Here is a 16,998-nt window from a genome sequence, read left to right on the forward strand (position 1 = left end):
CGCCACTTTCCGTTGCTTCGCCCCAAGAATTCCAGCAGAAAGTGCCGAATGGCCGGCCGTGCTCCGGCAACCCGCCCGCGGGGCTCCGCGCGGTCGGATGCAAGGCGGAGGAGGAAGCGATACCGGCGGTATCGCGCCCGACGACAACGCCGCAGGCGGCCGTGCGGAGGCCCGCGGGCCTAGAGGGGGGTGGCGAGGCGGAAGCCGCGCTTGATCACGGTGGCGACGAGGCGGGGCTCCGGGAGGGCCTGGCGGAGGCGGCTGATGGCGACGTCGACGGCGTGGTCGTCGAGGGGCTCGGGGGCGGCGGCGGCGAGGACGGCGCGGGCGACGGTGGCGCCCTCGGCGGCGACCAGGGTGCGGAAGAGGGCGAGGGCGACGGGGGTGAGGGCGACGCGGGTGCCCGCGAGCACGGCGTGCCGGCCGCGCAGCTCGAGGGGGCCGAAGTCGGTGTCGAGGCGGGGGGCGGACTGCTCGAGGTGCTCGCAGGTGAGGCGGATGAGCGCGCCCATCCGGAACCGGTCCGGGACGATCGGCAGGATCTGCGCCTCGACGAGGGGCGCCGCGGTGACCGGGCCGACGGCGGCCGCGACGACCGTCTCGCGGAAGGCGGCCTGGAGCTCGTCGAGCCGGCCGGCCGCCTCCGCGACGGTGAAGAGCGCCTCGACGGCGGGTGCGCTGGTGAAGGTGACGGCGTCGAGGCCGCCGCAGCAGATCGCCTCGATCAGGCGGAGGACGCGGGCCGAGTCCTCGTGCGCGCTCCAGCGGTAGGGGGCGGCGGTGAGGACGGTCGCGCCGGCGTCGGTGAGGCGCTGCAGCTGCGCCGGGTCGGTGAAGCCGTGCAGCTGGACGGCGACGGTGCGGCCTGCGGCGCCCTCGCGCAGGGCGAGGTCGACCAGGGAGGTGGTGGTCTCGCGCTCGCTCATGCCGTGGTCGTCGAGGCCGGCGGCGCGGACGGCCCCGCGCGCCTTCGGGCCGCGGACGAGGATCCGGGCGTCGGAGAGCGCGTCGGTCAGGTCGTCGCCGAGGCCGGCGGCGTCGGCCGCCTCGAGCCAGCGGCGCATGCCGTAGGAGGTGGTCGCGAGCAGCACGTCGGGGCGCGCCGCGACGATCGCGCGGGTCTCCGCCTCGAGGACGCCCTCGGTGTCGACGCCGCGCATCCGGATGGTGGGGGCGTGGGTGACGTCGGCGCCGCGGCGCTCGAAGGCGGCGATCAGGTCCTCGGAGCGGCGGTCGGAGGTGACGCCGATCCGGAAGCCGACGAGCTGGTCTGCCCGGAAGCCGGGCGACGCGGCGTCGGCGTCGGGCCCGTCGGCGCCGGGGGCGGCGCCCGCGACAGCGCCGGTCGCCTCGCCGCTCGCCTCGGTGCCGGTCATCAGCGGCCCCCTCGGGCGGTCACAGGGTGAGGGCATCGACCGCGCGGGCGATGCTCTCGGGATCCTGAGCATCATCGCACGCCGCCTGGCGCACGACCTCGCCGATGACGATGACCGCGGGCGAGCGGGGCGCCAGCTCGGCGAGCAGGCCGAGCACCCCGCCGACGGAGGAGATCGTGGTGCGCTGGGCGTGCGACCAGCCGCGCTCGACGATCGCCAGCGGCATGTCGGCGGTCATCCCGGCGCGCTGCAGCCCGGCGACGAGGTGCGGGAGCGTGTTCACGCCCATCAGCACGACCAGGGTCCCGCCGAGCCCGGCCAGGTGCCCGAGCTCCTCCTCGCTGAAGGGCGCGTGGCCCGAGACCACGGTGAACGCGCGGCTGACCTCGCGGTGGGTGACCGGGATGCCGGCGGCGGCGGGGACCGAGATCGCGCTGGTGACGCCGGGGACGATCGTGAACGGGACGCCGGCGACACGGCAGGCGCGCACCTCCTCCGACCCGCGGCCGAAGACGAACGGGTCGCCGCCCTTCAGCCGGACGACGTCGAGCCCGTCGAGGGCGCGGGAGACCATCAGCCGCTCGATCTCGTGCTGCGGCACGGCGTGGTGGCCGGGGGTCTTGCCGACGTCGATCAGCTCGGCGCCGGGCGCCCAGTCGGCGAGGCCGTCGTGCGGGCCGAGGCGGTCGAAGAGCACGACGTCGGCCTCGCGGAGGGCCCGGCGAGCGGCGACGGTCATCAACTCGGGGTCGCCGGGTCCGCCGCCGACGATGCTCACACGGCCGACGGAGCGGCACGCGGCAGGCTCCTCGTCGACCATCCAGACCCCGTGCCGCGAGGCCTCGGCGGCCACGGCGGATCGGAGGGACGCGGCCCCCTCGACCCAGGCGAGCAGAGCGGGACGGCCCGCGGGCAGGAGCGACGCGGAGGCGAGGCGCAGGCACAGCGCGTCGTCCGCGTCCCAGCGCTCGACCCGCGCGCCGGCCGCGCGGTAGCGGGCGAGGACGCGGCGGGTGCCGGCGACGCTGCCGACGACGAGGACGCGGCAGCCGGTGAGATCGACGGAGAGCTGCATCACGCCTCCGATCCGGGCACGGAGGAGCCGGACGACGCGGCGGAGCCGGAGGACGCAGCGGAGCCGGAGGGAGCGAACGGCGCGAGCGTCGCCGACGCCGGCACCGAGGCCGACGGCCCCACGACCGAGACCGCGCCCGGCCCGATCGGGATCGACGTCCCGGCCACGAGCACCGGCCCGTCCGAGCGCTCGTCGCGCCCCGCCGGCCGGCTCTGCCCGCGCTCGCGCACGGTGCTCACCCGCGGATCCGCGGTGTCGGGCGCGTTGACGAAGGAGCGGAAGCGGCGCAGCCGGTCCGGGTCGGCGAGCGTCGCCGCCCACTCGTCCACGTAGGTGTCGACGTGGGTCGCCATCGCCGCCTCCAGCTCGGCCGCGATCCCGAGCGAGTCCTCGCAGACCACCTCCTTGACGTGGTCGAGGCCGCCGGGCAGGTCCTCCTGCCAGCGCGCCGTCCGCTGCAGCCGCTCGGCGGTGCGGACGTAGTACATGACGTAGCGGTCGATGTAGCGCACGAGCGTCTCGTCATCGAGGTCCTGGGCGAGCAGCTGGGCGTGGGCGGGCTGGTAGCCGCCGTTGCCGCCGACGTAGAGGTTCCAGCCGGTGTCGGTCGCGATCACGCCGATGTCCTTCCCGCGCGCCTCGGCGCACTCCCGGGCGCAGCCGCTGACCCCGAGCTTGAACTTGTGCGGCGAGCGCAGGCCGCGGTAGCGCTCCTCCAGGAAGATCGCCATGCCCACCGCGTCCTGCACGCCGTAGCGGCACCAGGTCGAGCCGACGCAGGACTTCACGGTGCGCAGCGACTTGCCGTAGGCCTGGCCCGACTCCATCCCGGCGTCGACGAGGAGGCGCCAGATCTCGGGGAGCTGCTCGAGTCGGGCGCCGAACATGTCGATCCGCTGACCGCCGGTGATCTTCGTGTAGAGGCCGTACTGCTCGGCGACCTCGGCGATCACCTTGAGCTTCGCCGGCGTGATCTCGCCGCCGGGCACCCGCGGGACGACGGAGTAGGTGCCGTCCTTCTGCATGTTGGCGAGAGCGCGGTCGTTGGTGTCCTGGAGCGGCGCCTGGCCGGCGTCGAGGATGTAGCCGTTGGTCTGGGTCGCGAGCACGGAGGCGATCACCGGCTTGCAGACGTCGCAGCCCAGGCCCGAGCCGAAGCGCTCCATCACCTGCTCGGCCGAGGACAGGCCGAGGATCCGGACCGACTCGAACAGCTCGCTCCGGCTGAGCGAGACGTGCTCGCAGAGCGCGCGCGACACCTCGACGCCGGCGCGGGTCAGCTCGGTGTCGAGCAGCTTCTTCACCAGCGGCACGCAGGAGCCGCACTGGGTGCCGGCCCGGGTGCAGGCCTTGAGCGGGCCGAGCTCGGTGCAGCCCTCGCCGATCGCGTGGCGGACGTCGCCGACGGAGACGTTGTTGCAGGAGCAGAGCTGGGCGTCGTCGGGAAGGTCGCCCGAGGGCGCCTCGCCGCCGGCCGCCGCGAGGTAGGCGCTGGGCTCGGCGGGCAGCTCGCGGCCGAGCAGCGGGCGGAGCGAGGAGTAGGGGCCCGCGTCGCCGACGAACATGCCGCCGAGCAGCGTGCGCGCGTCATCCGAGACGACGATCTTCTGATAGAGCCCGCGGGCGGGGTCGGCGTAGACGACCTCGAGCGCTCCCTCCCCCGCGCCGAGCGCGTCGCCGAAGCTCGCGACCTCGACCCCGGAGAGCTTGAGCTTGGTCGCGTCGTCCACGCCCGGGAAGGTCGCGTCGCCGCCGAGCAGGCGGTCGGCGACGACCTCGGCCATCGCGTTGGCCGGGGCGACGAGGCCGACGGTGCGGCCGTCGATCGCGGCGACCTCGCCGATCGCCCAGACGTGCGGGCGGCTGGTGCGGCAGGCCTCGTCGACGACGACGCCGCCGCGCGGTGCGACCTCGATGCCGACCGCGCGGGCGAGCTCGTCGCGCGCCGTGATGCCGATCGAGAAGACGACCATGTCGGCGCCGATGCTGGTGCCGTCGGTCATCGTCACGCCGAGCACCGTGCCCTGCGGCGAGGTGAGGACGGCGGTGGGGCGGTTGCCGAGGTGCAGAGTGACGCCCTGCGCCGCGATGATGCGGCCGAGCGCCTGCCCCGCGCCCTCGTCGAGCTGGGCGCTCATCAGCCAGCGGCCGGAGTGGATCAGCGCGGTGCGCGCGCCGAGCCGGTGCGCGCCGCCCGCGGCCTCGAGGCCGAGCAGTCCGCCGCCGACGACGACCACGCTCGCCGGGCGGCCGCGGCGGGCGCGGAAGGCGGCGAGGTCGGCGACGAGGCCGTCGACGTCCTCGAGGGTGCGGTACACGCGGCCGTGCTCGGCGCCTTCGATCGGCGGCACGGTGGCGGAGGAGCCGGTGGCCAGCACGATCTCGTCGCCCTCGAACCAGCGGCCGTCGGCGAGCTGCACACGGCAGCGCTCGGGATCGAGCGCGACGACGCAGGAGGAGGTGACGAGCGTCGCCGACTCCCAGAGCGCGCCGTCGCCGAGGGTGAGGTCGATCGTGCCCTCGAGGCGCTTCGAGAGGGCGACGCGGTCGTAGGGGTGGTGCGACTCCTCGCCGAAGACGGTGATCGCGAGGGCGGTGGCGCCGGCGCGGGCGACGAGCGCGTCGACCAGGCGGTGGGCGGCGGGGCCGGCGCCGACGACGAGCACGCGTCGGGGGCCGGTGGGGATCGCTCCTCGGGATGTCATGGGCTCCACCGTAGGCAGGCGCGGTTTCGCCCCCGTTGCCCCTGCGTAACGTCGTGTGACCGACCTCTCACGACAGCGGACCGGCATCGTGAGGGCTTCGTTACGCCCGTGACTCCGGAGGCGTGCTCCCGCGAAACGTGGGCTCTCTACCGTGGGGCTCACCGCCGCCGACCGGCCGCGGGCAGCACTCCTCTCGGAAGGCGGGACGATGACCCTCCTCGATCAGCACGTCTCCGCCGGCCCCGCGACGGCCCGCACCGCTCCGGCGGGCACCGCGCCCGCCGCGACCTGGGTCCCCGTCTGCAACCGGCTCGAGCTGGAGCCGCTCTGGGGCGAGGCCGCGCTCGTCGGCGGCGTGCAGCTCGCGCTCTTCCTCCTCCCCGACGGTCGCGTCTTCGCCGTCTCGAACCTCGACCCGGCGACCGGTGCGGCCGTGCTCTCCCGCGGCATCGTCGGCTCCCGCGCGGTGGACGGCGTGCAGCGGGCGACGATCGCCTCGCCCCTGCACAAGGACGTCTTCGACCTGGAGACGGGCGTCTGCTACACCTCGCCGCGGCTGCACCTCGCCACCTGGAGCGTGCGGGAGACGGGCGGCGTGATCGAGGTCGCCCAGCGGACCGCGCTGGTCTGCGCCTCGCACGGCACCTCCGACGACGACGGCCGCACCGCGGTCGCCGCGCTGGTCCAGGCGGTCCGCGAGGCGAACCCCGCGGCGGACGTCCTCGACTCCTTCGTCGACGTGCAGCAGCCCGACGTGCCGGCCTCCCTCGGCACCCTCGAGCCCGGCCGCCCGGCCGTCGTCGTGCCGCTGCTGCTCTCGGCCGGCTACCACGTGCACGTCGACCTCGCCGAGGCCGCGACGGAGGCGGACCGCCCCGTCCGCGTGACCGGCGCGCTCGGCCCGGACCCGCGGCTCACCCGCGTCCTCGCGCGCCGCCTGCGCGAGGCCGGTCTCGCCGACGGGGACCGCGTCGTATTGGCAGCGGCCGGCTCGAGCGACGCCGGCGCGGTCGCCGACTGCTGGGCCACCGGCCGCCTTCTGGCCGCCGAGCTCGGCCGCGAGGTCGCCGTGTCCTTCATCTCGGCCGCCGAGCCGCGCGTCCCGGAGGCGGTGGCCGCCGAGCGCGCCGCCCACCCCGGCGCCCGCGTGCTCGTCTCCACCTACCTCCTCGCCCCCGGCTACTTCGCCTCGCTCGCCGCCTCGGCGGGGGCCGACCTCGCCACCGCCCCGCTGCTCACCGCCGTCGACCCGCCCGCGCGCGAGCTGGTCGACATCGTCTCCGAGCTCTTCGGCCGCAGCGCCTAGGCGCCCGGCCGCTCGACCCTCTCTCGTCCCGCACTCACTCCCCGCACTCTCTTCGGCGCGCCCGCGCCCACTCCCCGGAGGATCCGATGACTGCTGCACCGCCCACCACCGCCCCGACCACCACGAGCGCCGCGACGACCACCCCGTCGGGCCTCACCCGCCGCCCCGGCCGCTGGATCGACGGCTGGAACCCCGAGGACCCCGCGCAGTGGCAGGCGGAGGGGCGACAGGTCGCCGGCCGCAACCTGCGCTGGTCGATCTTCGCCGAGTTCCTCGGCTTCGTCGTCTGGCAGCTCTGGTCGGTCGTGGTCGTCCAGCTGCCCGCGGCCGGCTTCGACTTCAGCACCGGCGAGATCTTCTGGCTGATCTCGATGCCGAGCCTCGTCGGCGCGACGCTGCGGATCCCGTACACCTTCATGGTCCCCCGCTTCGGCGGGCGGAACTGGACGATCGTGTCGGCCGGGCTCCTGCTCATCCCGAGCATCGGACTCGCGCTCGCGGTGGGGAACCCGGACACGCCCTTCGGCGTGATGCTCCTCGTCGCGGCGCTGGCCGGCTTCGGCGGCGGCAACTTCGCCAGCTCGATGGCCAACATCACCTTCTTCTACCCGCACGCCCAGAAGGGCTACGCGCTCGGCCTGAACGCCGCGGGCGGCAACCTCGGCGCCTCGGTGGCACAGCTCATCGTGCCGATCGCCGTCACGATCGGCGCCGCGGCCGCGGTCAACCTGCCGCTCGCCGGCCTGATCTGGGTGCCGCTGATCGTCGTCGCGATGATCGGGGCCTGGAAGCGGATGGACAACCTCTCGACCGCGAAGGCCGACGTCGCCGCCTCGCTCGCCGCGCTGCGCGAGCCGCACCTCTGGCTGCTGGCGGTGCTCTACATCGGCACCTTCGGCTCGTTCATCGGCTTCGCGGGCGTCTTCCCGAAGCTCATCGCCGACACCTTCCCCGAGTTCTCGCAGTTCTCCGTCGGCTCCGCGACGCTGACGCTCGCCTTCCTCGGCGCCCTCGTCGGCTCGCTCTCGCGGCCCTACGGCGGCCGACTCGCCGACCGCTTCGGCGGGGCACCCGTGACGATCGCCGCGTTCGTCGCCATGGGCGCCGGCATCCTCTTCGTCATCGCGACGCTGCCGCTCGGCAGCTTCTGGCTATTCCTCGCAGGCTTCCTCGTGCTGTTCGCCTCGGCGGGCATCGGCAACGGCGCGACCTACCGGATGATCCCGACCGTCTTCGCCCTGCGCGCCCGGCAGAAGGGCGACGACGGGGTCGGCGCACAGCGCACCGCGGCCGCGGCCCTCGGCCTGATCTCGGCGATCGGCGCCTACGGCGGCTTCGTCATCCCGCAGCTGCTCGGCTACTCGAAGACGACCTTCGGCGACTACACGACGGCGCTCGGCTGGTTCGTCGCGGCGTACGCGGTGATGCTCGCGATCACGGCGGGCGTCTACCTCCGCCTGGCCGCGAAGACCGGGACCCGGATCTGACGATGACCGCCGCTCCCGCCCCGATCGACTCGCACTGCCCGTACTGCGCGCTGCAGTGCGCGATGACGCTGACCCGGGTCGCCGACCCGACGCCGGTGAGCGTCGCGGGGCGGGAGTTCCCGACCAACCGGGGCGGGCTCTGCGCGAAGGGCTGGACGGCCGCGGAGCTGCTCGCGAGCGGGCAGCGGCTGCGGGCGCCGCTGATGCGCGCGGCCGATGGAACGTTCGTCGAGGTCTCCTGGGCGGAGGCGCTCGACGCGGTCGCGGCGGCCGTCACGACCGCTCAGGAGCGGCACGGAGCGGACGCGGTCGCGGTCTTCGGCGGCGGCGGGCTGACCAACGAGAAGGCCTACCAGCTCGGCAAGTTCGCGCGGATCGCGCTCGGCACCTCGCGGATCGACTACAACGGCCGGTTCTGCATGTCCTCGGCCGCCGCCGCCGGCAACCGGGCCTTCGGCGTCGACCGCGGGCTGCCGTTCCCGGTGACCGACCTCGACGAGGCCGACACGATCCTCCTGCTCGGCTCGAACGTCGCGGCGACCATGCCGCCCTTCCTCGCGCACCTGGCCGGGGCGCGCTCGCGCGGCGGGCTGATCGTCGTCGATCCGCGCCGCTCCGCCACCGCCCGGCTCACCGAGGACGGCGCCGGACTGCACCTGCAGCCGGCGCCCGGCACCGACCTCGCGCTGCTGCTCGGCCTCACCCACCTCGTGCTCGCCGAGGAGCTGGCCGACCGCGACTACCTCGCCGCACGCACGACCGGGTTCGACGCGGTGCGCCGCAGCGTCGCGTCCTGGTGGCCGGAGCGCACCGCCTCCGTCACCGGCGTGCCGGCCGAGCTGCTCCGCCGCACCGCCCGCCGCCTCGCCACCGGTCGCACCTTCGTGCTGACCGGCCGCGGGGTCGAGCAGCACGTGGACGGCACCGACACCGCGACCGCCGCGATCAACCTCGCGCTCGTGCTCGGGCTGGTCGGGCGGCCGGGGTCCGGCTACGGCACCCTCACCGGCCAGGGCAACGGCCAGGGCGGCCGCGAGCACGGGCAGAAGGCCGACCAGCTGCCCGGCTACCGCTCGATCCGCGATCCGGAGGCGCGGCGCCACGTCGCCGGCGTCTGGGGCGTGGATCCGTCGACGATCCCCGGGCCCGGACTGCCGGCCGTCGCACTCCTCGCCGAGCTCGGCCGCTCGGTGCACTGCCTGCTCGTGCACGGCTCGAACGTGGTCGTCTCGGCGCCCGACGTCGACGCGGTGCGGGCCGGGCTCTCGGCGCTGGACACGCTGGTCGTCTGCGACTTCTTCCTCTCCGAGACCGCGGCACTGGCCGACGTCGTCCTGCCGGTGCCGCAGTGGGCGGAGGAGGAGGGCACGATGACCTCGCTCGAGGGCCGCGTCCTGCGCCGCCGTCGCGCGCTCGACCCGCCCGCCGGCGTCCGCAGCGAGCTGTGGATCCTGAGCGAGCTCGCCCGCCGCCTCGCCGCGCCGTCGACCTGGTCGACCGACCCGGCCGAGGTGTTCGACGAGCTGGCCCGCGCCTCGGCCGGCGGCGTCGCGGACTACTCCGGGCTCTCGCACGCGCTGCTCGACACGGGGGTCGCCGCCTACTGGCCGTACCCCGTCGGCAGCACCGGCACTCCGCGGCTCTTCGGCGAGCGCTTCGGCCACGCCGACGGCCGGGCCAGGATGGTCGCCGTCAGCACCGCTCCCCCGGCGCCGGTCGACGTCGGCGCCGAGCTGACGCTGATCACCGGCCGCTACCTGCAGCAGTACCAGTCGGGCACGCAGACCCGGCGGGTCGCCGAGCTCGACGCGGCGCGGCCCGAGGCGCGGCTGGAGATACACCCGGCCACCGCCTCCCGGCTCGGCGTCCGCGACGGCGGACCGGTCTCGGTCGGCAACGCGCGCGGAGTGGTGCGGGCGCGCGCGAGCGTCACGGCCGACATCCGGCACGACACGGTCTTCCTGCCGTTCCACTACGCGGGCGAGCAGTGCGCCAACCTGCTGACCGAGGCGGTCGTCGATCCGATCTCCTCGATGCCGGAGTTCAAGCGGACGCGGGTCTGGATCCGCGCGGAGGGGGTGCTCGATGCCTGAGCCGATGACGGCCGAGAACGGGATCGCCGCGCCCGAGCGGGTCGTCCTGCTCGGCTACGGCCCGGTGGGCGCGCGCTTCGTCGAGGAGCTGCTGCCGGCCGTCCGCGCCGGGTCGGTCGCGCTGACCGTCGTCGGAGCGGAGTCCGCCGACGCCTACAACCGCGTGCTGCTGGCCGAGTACGCCGTCGGACGGGCGACCCGCGAGCGCCTCGACCTCGGCGACCGCGCCACGGCCGAGGCGGCCGGCGTGGTCTTCCGGCTCGGTGCCGCCGCCGTCGGCCTCGACCGCGCGCGCGGAGTCGTCCGCCTGCACGACGACGAGCGCCTCCCCTACGACCGCCTGGTCTTCGCGACCGGCGCCCGGGCGAACGTGCCGACCCTCGCCGGGATGGAGCGCTCGCGGCGCGACCGGCGGGTGCGCTCGGCGCTGCCCGCGACACTCGATCAGGGCGCGAGCCCGCTGCCCGAGCGTGTCGTCGCGCTGCGCGACCTCGACGACGCGCACGTCGTGCTCGACGCGGTGCGCGCCCGGTCCCGCATCGTGGTGCTCGGCGCCGGAGTGCTCGGGGTCGAGTTCGCGCTCGCCGCCGCCGAGCAGGGCGCCGACGTCGTGGTCGTGTATCACGGCGACATCCCGATGGGGCGGAACCTCGATCACGGCGGCGGGCGGATGCTCGCCGCGGCCGCTCGCGCCGCCGGTGTCGACATGGTGTCGCACGCCCGCTCGGAGAGCATCCTGCTCGCCCACGACGATCTCGGCCGCGCGCACTTCCAAGCGCTGGTCTGCGCGGACGGCAAGCAGATCGAGGGCGATCTGCTCGTGCTGTCCTGCGGTGTCGGGGCGCGCACCGAGCTCGCGGCGAGCGCCGACCTCGCGGTCTCGACCGGGATCCTGGTCGACGAGCACCAGCGCAGCTGGACGGATCCGCGCGTCTTCGCGATCGGCGACTGCGCCCACGTCGCGGCCCGCGGCTCGGCGCTGCCGGACGGGCGCGTGCCGGGCGGGCCGAGCGGCCTGATCGGCCCGGGCTGGCAGCAGGCCGACCGCCTCGCGGCCCGCATCGCGGCGGAGGCGGCGGGCCGCCTCGCCGACGAGCGCGTGCCGGCCGCGCGCCCCGCCGTGGTGATGCTGAAGGCCGAGGGCGTCGACCTGGTGGCGGGCGGCGATCCGACGGCCGAGCCCTGGGACGCCTGCGACGGCGCCCCGCACCCCGAGGTCAGCGTCTGGGCCGACCCCGCCCGGGGCGGCTACGCCAAGCTCGTGACGGTCGGCGGGGTGCTGCGCGGCTTCGTCTCGGTCGGCCTGCCGCGGGTCGGCGCCGAGCTGACGCTGCTGTTCGAGCGCGGCTCCGAGCTGCCGGCCGACCGCTCGAGCCTGCTGCGCCTCGACGCCCCGGACGCGGGAGCGGCCCCGACCGGCGACCCGTTCGCTCCCGACGCCACCGTCTGCTGGTGCAACGGCGTCTCGGCGGGCGCGATCTCCGAGGCGGCCGCCGCGGGCCACGACACCGTCGCCTGCATCGGCGCGGCCACCCGGGCCGGCACCGGCTGCGGCGGCTGCACGGGCCGGATCGCGGAGCTGCTGGCCCGCACGGCCGTCCCGGCCTGACGCGGAGGGCGCCGACGTCGGGGGCGTCGTGCGCGTCCCTCCGGGACAGGCTCGGCGCGCTCGGGCACCCGGTGGCGTCAGCGGCCGCCCACGACGGCGAAGGCCCGCACCGGGAAGGTGCCGAAGCCGCGCACCTTCGGCGGCACCGCGGTGAAGCGGGCGCCGGTCGCGGGCAGGGCGTCCAGGCCCGTGAGGTGCTCGACGACGGGCACCCCCGCGGCGAGGAGGAGGCTGTGCGCGGGCCGCTCGCGCGAGCCCTCGACGTCGTCGATGTTCAGCGAGTCGATGCCGACGAGCACCGCGCCGGCGTCGATCAGCGCCTGCGCCCCGGCAGCGGTGAGGAAGGGCGCGCCGGCTGCGTACTCGGGCGTGGCGAAGTGCGCGTCCCAGCCGGTCGAGAGCAGGACCGCGGCGCCGGAGACGTCGACGCCGTCGAACGCGTCGCTGTCGATCCCGCGCCCGCCGGCCGCCCGCGCATCGACGACGACGGCGGGGAGATCGACCAGCGTCTCGAGGTCGAGCCCGGCCAGGTCGGTGCCGCCCGCGTAGCGGTGGAACGGGCTGTCGAGGTAGGTGCCGGTGTTGCCGATCATCTCGATGACGTCCAGCGCGAACTCGGTGCCCGGGGCGTAGGCGGCGCGCGACTCCTCACGGGTGAGGTGCGGCCGGATCCGCGGCGCGGGCAGCCCGGGGTAGGTCACCAGCCCGTCCGCGACGGTGTGGCTGAGATCGACGAGGCGGCGCGCGGAGGAGGTCATGCCTCCGATCGTGCCAGTGGCAGGATCACCGCGCCCCTCGAAGAACTGCCAACCCTCGCGCGAATATGGCCAGCCGTCGGCCACCTCGGGCGCGCGGAACCACCGCCGGCACGCGGAAACAACCGGATCCGGCGAGCCGAACCGCGAACCACGAGCCGAACATGCCCGGTTGAGCGCCGAGCGCACCTCCGGCTCGCTGAAGCACCTCCGGCACGCGAAAGCACCTCCGGCACGCGGAATGCGCCGACTCCTGCGAGCCGGAGGCGATTCCGCGAGCCGGAGGTGCGAGCAGACGCCGAGGCGTCGCCGAGCGGATGCCGACCCGGCTGCGCCGCTACTTCTTCGGCAGCGCAGCCGCGAGGTCCGCGATCAGGTCGCTCGCGTCCTCGATGCCGACCGACAGCCGCACCAGCGACTCCGACACCTCGAGCGGCGTGCCCTTGACCGACGCGTGGGTCATCTCGCTCGGGTAGCCGATCAGCGACTCCACGCCGCCGAGCGACTCCGCCAGCTGGAACAGCTCGGTCGACTCCGCGAACTTGCGCGCCGCGCGCGGGGTCGCCAGCTCGACCGAGAGCATGCCGCCGAACCCCGACATCTGGCGCTTCGCCAGCTCGTGGCCCGGGTGCGAGGGCAGCCCCGGGTAGTGCACGGCCGTCACGGCGGAGTGCCCGGCCAGGAACTCGGCGACCGCCTGCGCGTTCTTCGAGTGCCGCTCCATCCGGATCGCGAGCGTCTTGATGCCGCGCACGGTCAGCCAGGCGTCCATCGGGCTGGAGATCGCGCCGACCGCGAACTGCAGGAAGGCGACCTTCTCGGCCAGCGGGCCGGAGCGCAGCGCGAGCGCCCCGCCGACCACGTCCGAGTGCCCGCCGAGGTACTTCGTCGTCGAGTGCACGACCACGTCGGCGCCGAGCGCGAGCGGCTGCTGCAGCGCCGAGGAGGCGAAGGTGTTGTCGACGACCACGATCAGGTCGTGCGCGTGCGCCAGGTCGGCCAGCTCCGCGATGTCGCTGATGGTCATCAGCGGGTTCGACGGCGTCTCGACCCAGAGCATCTTGGTCTCGCCGGGGCGGATCGCGTGCTGCACCTCGCGCAGGTTCGACATGTCGACCGCGGTGTTGCTGATGCCCCAGGCCGCGTGCACCCGGTCGATCAGGCGGTGGCTTCCGCCGTACGCGTCGTTGCCGAGCACGATGTGGTCGCCGGGAGCGAGCGCCGCGCGGATCAGGGTGTCCTCGGCGGCGAGGCCGGAGGAGAAGGAGTAGGCGACGTCGGCGCCCTCGAGCGAGGCGATCAGCTCCTGCAGCGAGTCGCGGGTCGGGTTCGCCGAGCGGGCGTACTCGTAGCCGCCGCGGAAGCCGCCGATCCCGTCCTGGACGAAGGTCGACGTCATGTAGACGGGCGGGACGACCGCGCCGGTGGTCGGGTCGAACTCCTGACCGGCGTGGATGGCGCGGGTGTCGAAGTGCTGCTTCTTGGGCATGATCGCGGGGCTTTCCTGGTCGAGGGGGTGGAGAAGAAGGGGAGGGGGCGGCACTCAGGCCGTCGCGAACGACAGGAGGTCCTGCCGGGTGATCACGGCGACGGGCTTGCCCTCGTCGGTGACGAGCAGGGCGTTCGCCTCGCTCAGCGCGGCGCGGGCCGCCGTGATGCTCTCGCCGAGGCCGATCAGCCGGAGCGCGTCGCCGGCGGAGGCGCCGATCGGATCGGTCATCGAGGTCGCGCCGCTGAAGACGCGGTCGAGCAGCTCGCGCTCGTCGACCGCTCCGACGACCTCGCCCATCACCACGGGCGGCTCGGCGGTGAGGACGGGCAGCTGCGAGACGCCGTAGGTCGTCATGATCTCGATCGCGTCCCGGACGGTGTCGCTGGGGTGCACGTGCACGAGGGCCGGCAGGTCGCCCGTGCTGGGGTTCGCCGCCCGCGCCGAGAGCACGTCGCGGACGGTGCCCTCCTCGCGGTGCTCGAGGAAGCCGTAGGAGCGCATCCAGCGGTCGTTGAAGATCTTGCCGAGGTAGCCGCGCCCGCCGTCGGGCAGCAGCACGACGACCACGTCGTCGGGTCCGAGCTCGGCGGCGGCCTTGAGCGCGACCGAGACGGCGAGGCCGCTCGAGCCGCCGACCAGCAGGCCCTCCTCGCGGGCGAGGCGGCGGGTCATCGCGAACGACTCCGCGTCGCTCGAGGCGATGATCCGGTCGACGACGCTCGGGTCGTAGGCGCTCGGCCAGAAGTCCTCGCCGACGCCCTCGGTGAGGTACGGCCGCCCGCCGCCGCCGGAGTAGACCGAGCCCTCCGGGTCGGCGCCGACGATCTGCACGCGGCCCTCCGACACCTCCTTGAGGTAGCGGCCGACGCCGCTGATGGTGCCGCCGGTGCCGACGCCCGCCACGAAGTGGGTGAGCTTGCCCGCGGTGTCGCGCCAGATCTCGGGGCCGGTGGTCTCGTAGTGGCTGAGCGGGCCGTTGAGGTTCGCGTACTGGTTGGGCTTGAAGGCGCCCGGGATCTCCCGCGCCAGCCGATCCGAGACGGAGTAGTAGGAGTCCGGGTCCTCGGGAGCGACGGCCGTCGGGGTGACGACGATCTCGGCGCCGTAGGCGGTGAGCACGTTCCGCTTGTCCTCGCCGACCTTGTCGGGCAGGACGAACACGCAGCGGTAGCCGCGCTGCTGCGCGACGAGGGCCAGGCCGATGCCGGTGTTGCCGCTGGTCGGCTCGACGATGGTGCCGCCGGGCTTCAGCAGTCCGTCGCGCTCGGCCGCGTCGATGATGCGGGTCGCGATGCGGTCCTTGGACGAGCCGCCGGGGTTGAGGTACTCCACCTTGACCAGGACGGTGGCCTGCACGCCGGAGGCGACCGGGCCGAGCTTCACGAGCGGGGTGTCGCCGATCAGGTCGAGCACCGAATCGGCGTACGCCATCCCGGTGTCCGGGCGTGCGGGAAGGGCTCGATCGAGGGTCATGCGGCCAGCGTATCAACCGCGGATCGGCGGATGACGGGGTCGACGAGACCCCCGGACGCGGCCCCGGAACGGTCCGCGGGAGAGTGGTCGAGCGCAGACGAGTGCCCTATCGTGGGGGTCCTCGCGTCACCGCCGACCGGAACGGACAACACCTGCAATGACCCCTCCGATCACCGCCACGACGCGGGGTCCGGCCGATGCACGCCTGCTCAGACTGCTCGGCCCCGCCATGGTGGCCGGAGTCGCCTACCTCGATCCCGGCAATGTCGCCAGCAATATGACGGCGGGCGCCCGCTTCGGCTATCTGCTCGTCTGGGTGGTCGTCCTCGGCAACCTGATGGCCTGGCTGATCCAGTACCTCTCGGCCAAGCTCGGCCTGATCACGGGCAAGTCGCTGCCCGAGCTGCTCGGCGAGCGCCTCCGCGGCCGCTGGGGCCGACGGGCGTACTGGCTGCAGGCCGAGACCGTCGCGATCGCCACCGACCTCGCCGAGGTCATCGGCGGCGCGATCGCGCTGAATCTGCTGTTCGGGCTGCCGCTGCTCGCCGGCGGGCTCGTGACCGGGGCCGTCTCGCTGGTGCTGCTGGTGATCCAGACCCGCGGCGGCGCGCAGCCGTTCGAGCGCGTGATCACGGCGCTGATGGTCGTCATCGCCGTCGGCTTCACCGTGGGCGTGGTCGTCGATCCGCCGGACGCGGGCGCTGCGGCGGCCGGGCTCCTCCCCCGCTTCGACGGCTCGGAGTCGGTGCTCCTCGCCGCGTCGATCCTCGGCGCCACCGTGATGCCGCACGCGATCTACGCGCACTCCGCCCTCGCGCGCGACCGCTTCGGCCGCGTCGACGGGGTGACCGCCCGCCGGAGGATCCTCACGGCCACTCGGATCGACGTCACCGTCGCGCTCGCGATCGCCGGCACCGTGAACCTCGCGATCCTCCTGCTCGCCGCGCACTCGCTGTCCGGCGTCGCCGGCACCGACAGCCTCGAGGGCGCGCACGCCGCGATCGGCGCGGCCCTCGGCCCGGTCGTCGCGACGCTCTTCGCGGTCGGGCTGCTCGCCTCCGGCCTCGCCTCGACCTCGGTCGGCGCTTACGCCGGCGCCGAGATCATGCACGGGCTGCTGAACCTGCGCGTGCCGCTCGTCGCCCGCCGCCTCGTCACGCTGATCCCGGCGCTGATCGTCCTCGGGATCGGCTTCGACCCCACCCGCGCGCTCGTGCTCAGCCAGGTCGTGCTCTCGTTCGGCATCCCGTTCGCGCTCGTGCCGCTCGTCGCCCTCACCCGCGACCGCGCCCTGATGGGCGACCAGGCGAACCGCTGGTTCACCACCCTCGGCGCGATCCTCGCCGCCCTCTTCCTGATCGTCCTCAACGGCCTGCTCCTCTGGCTGACCTTCACCGGCTGACCCGCGGCGGATCTCGATACGCCCTCTCCGAGGGCTACTCGATCAGCATGAAGGCGGAACATGCTGGTCGAGTAGCCCCGAAGGGGCGTATCGAGACCCACCCGCCCGAAGCACTCCCACCCCGCATTGATCCGATCCGGAGCCTCGCTCGTTATCCTCTGAGAGCGCCTCTCAGGCGCCTGCGCCTCCCCCGGCGCGCCACCCCGCGATCAGAACGAGAGACGC

11 protein-coding genes are annotated in these 16,998 nt (G+C 74.5%); 5 read left to right on the top strand and 6 right to left on the bottom strand.

The features are described 5' to 3' along the window. Positions 1-179: 179 nt before the first annotated feature. The 3 genes from C1I64_RS11830 to nirB are packed head-to-tail and all read right to left on the bottom strand — an operon-like array spanning position 180 to position 5,156. On the bottom strand, positions 180-1,376 hold the full coding sequence (locus C1I64_RS11830) for a uroporphyrinogen-III synthase (RefSeq protein ID WP_127887341.1): 1,197 nt from the start codon (positions 1,374-1,376) through the stop codon (positions 180-182). Positions 1,377-1,395: 19 nt separating this feature from the next. Further along, on the bottom strand, positions 1,396-2,451 hold the full coding sequence (gene cobA, locus C1I64_RS11835) for a uroporphyrinogen-III C-methyltransferase (RefSeq protein WP_127887342.1): 1,056 nt from the start codon (positions 2,449-2,451) through the stop codon (positions 1,396-1,398). Next, the gene (gene nirB / locus C1I64_RS11840) at positions 2,451-5,156 is read right to left on the bottom strand and encodes a nitrite reductase large subunit NirB (RefSeq protein WP_127887343.1); all 2,706 of its coding nucleotides are present in this window, start codon (positions 5,154-5,156) and stop codon (positions 2,451-2,453) included. The genes cobA and nirB overlap by 1 nt, the downstream gene beginning before the upstream one ends. Before the next feature lie 208 nt (positions 5,157-5,364). Here nirB and nirD point away from each other — a divergent pair, with 208 nt between their 5' ends. The 4 genes from nirD to C1I64_RS11860 all read left to right on the top strand — a co-directional run bounded on the left by nirD (position 5,365) and on the right by C1I64_RS11860 (position 11,651). Further along, entirely contained in the window at positions 5,365-6,462 is a 1,098-nt protein-coding gene (nirD, locus tag C1I64_RS20835) for a nitrite reductase small subunit NirD (protein ID WP_127887344.1), read from the top strand. Positions 6,463-6,548: 86 nt separating this feature from the next. Then, positions 6,549-7,949 (top strand): MFS transporter, encoded by a 1,401-nt coding sequence (locus C1I64_RS11850; protein ID WP_127887345.1) that lies wholly within the window; start codon positions 6,549-6,551, stop codon positions 7,947-7,949. A 2-nt stretch (positions 7,950-7,951) separates the two neighbouring features. Next, positions 7,952-10,042, top strand: a complete 2,091-nt coding sequence (locus C1I64_RS11855; protein ID WP_127887346.1) for a molybdopterin oxidoreductase family protein — start codon at positions 7,952-7,954, stop codon at positions 10,040-10,042. Next, positions 10,035-11,651: an NAD(P)/FAD-dependent oxidoreductase gene (locus tag C1I64_RS11860; RefSeq protein WP_244209460.1), complete on the top strand. Its 1,617-nt coding sequence runs from the start codon at positions 10,035-10,037 to the stop codon at positions 11,649-11,651. Before C1I64_RS11855 ends, C1I64_RS11860 begins: the two co-directional genes overlap by 8 nt. A 77-nt stretch (positions 11,652-11,728) precedes the next feature. Here C1I64_RS11860 and C1I64_RS11865 read toward each other — a convergent pair whose 3' ends face one another. From C1I64_RS11865 to C1I64_RS11875, 3 genes are all read right to left on the bottom strand, one after another. Beyond that, complete coding sequence (locus tag C1I64_RS11865; RefSeq protein ID WP_127887347.1) at positions 11,729-12,409, bottom strand: cyclase family protein; 681 nt, start codon at positions 12,407-12,409, stop codon at positions 11,729-11,731. Between the two features lie 334 nt (positions 12,410-12,743). Beyond that, a complete protein-coding gene (locus tag C1I64_RS11870; protein WP_123447781.1) occupies positions 12,744-13,895 on the bottom strand; it encodes a cystathionine gamma-synthase in 1,152 nt (383 codons plus the stop codon). Positions 13,896-13,949: 54 nt separating this feature from the next. Continuing rightward, complete coding sequence (locus C1I64_RS11875; RefSeq protein WP_123447782.1) at positions 13,950-15,329, bottom strand: cystathionine beta-synthase; 1,380 nt, start codon at positions 15,327-15,329, stop codon at positions 13,950-13,952. A 199-nt stretch (positions 15,330-15,528) separates the two neighbouring features. Between C1I64_RS11875 and C1I64_RS11880 the strand changes: the two genes are divergently transcribed. Continuing rightward, entirely contained in the window at positions 15,529-16,773 is a 1,245-nt protein-coding gene (locus C1I64_RS11880) for an Nramp family divalent metal transporter (RefSeq protein ID WP_127887348.1), read from the top strand. The last annotated feature ends 225 nt before the right edge of the window (positions 16,774-16,998 follow it).

The organism is Rathayibacter festucae DSM 15932 (genome assembly GCF_004011135.1).
In the GTDB taxonomy this organism is placed as follows: domain Bacteria; phylum Actinomycetota; class Actinomycetes; order Actinomycetales; family Microbacteriaceae; genus Rathayibacter; species Rathayibacter festucae.

Excerpts from the sequence above, each read along its gene's own strand:
- C1I64_RS11830 (WP_127887341.1), bottom strand. The coding sequence starts at position 1,376 with ATGACCGGCACCGAGGCGAGCGGCGAGGCGACCGGCGCTGTCGCGGGC.
- cobA (WP_127887342.1), bottom strand. The coding sequence starts at position 2,451 with ATGCAGCTCTCCGTCGATCTCACCGGCTGCCGCGTCCTCGTCGTCGGC.
- nirB (WP_127887343.1), bottom strand. The coding sequence starts at position 5,156 with ATGACATCCCGAGGAGCGATCCCCACCGGCCCCCGACGCGTGCTCGTC.
- nirD (WP_127887344.1), top strand. The coding sequence starts at position 5,365 with ATGACCCTCCTCGATCAGCACGTCTCCGCCGGCCCCGCGACGGCCCGC.
- C1I64_RS11850 (WP_127887345.1), top strand. The coding sequence starts at position 6,549 with ATGACTGCTGCACCGCCCACCACCGCCCCGACCACCACGAGCGCCGCG.
- C1I64_RS11855 (WP_127887346.1), top strand. The coding sequence starts at position 7,952 with ATGACCGCCGCTCCCGCCCCGATCGACTCGCACTGCCCGTACTGCGCG.
- C1I64_RS11860 (WP_244209460.1), top strand. The coding sequence starts at position 10,035 with ATGCCTGAGCCGATGACGGCCGAGAACGGGATCGCCGCGCCCGAGCGG.
- C1I64_RS11865 (WP_127887347.1), bottom strand. The coding sequence starts at position 12,409 with ATGACCTCCTCCGCGCGCCGCCTCGTCGATCTCAGCCACACCGTCGCG.
- C1I64_RS11870 (WP_123447781.1), bottom strand. The coding sequence starts at position 13,895 with ATGCCCAAGAAGCAGCACTTCGACACCCGCGCCATCCACGCCGGTCAG.
- C1I64_RS11875 (WP_123447782.1), bottom strand. The coding sequence starts at position 15,329 with ATGGCGTACGCCGATTCGGTGCTCGACCTGATCGGCGACACCCCGCTC.
- C1I64_RS11880 (WP_127887348.1), top strand. The coding sequence starts at position 15,529 with ATGACCCCTCCGATCACCGCCACGACGCGGGGTCCGGCCGATGCACGC.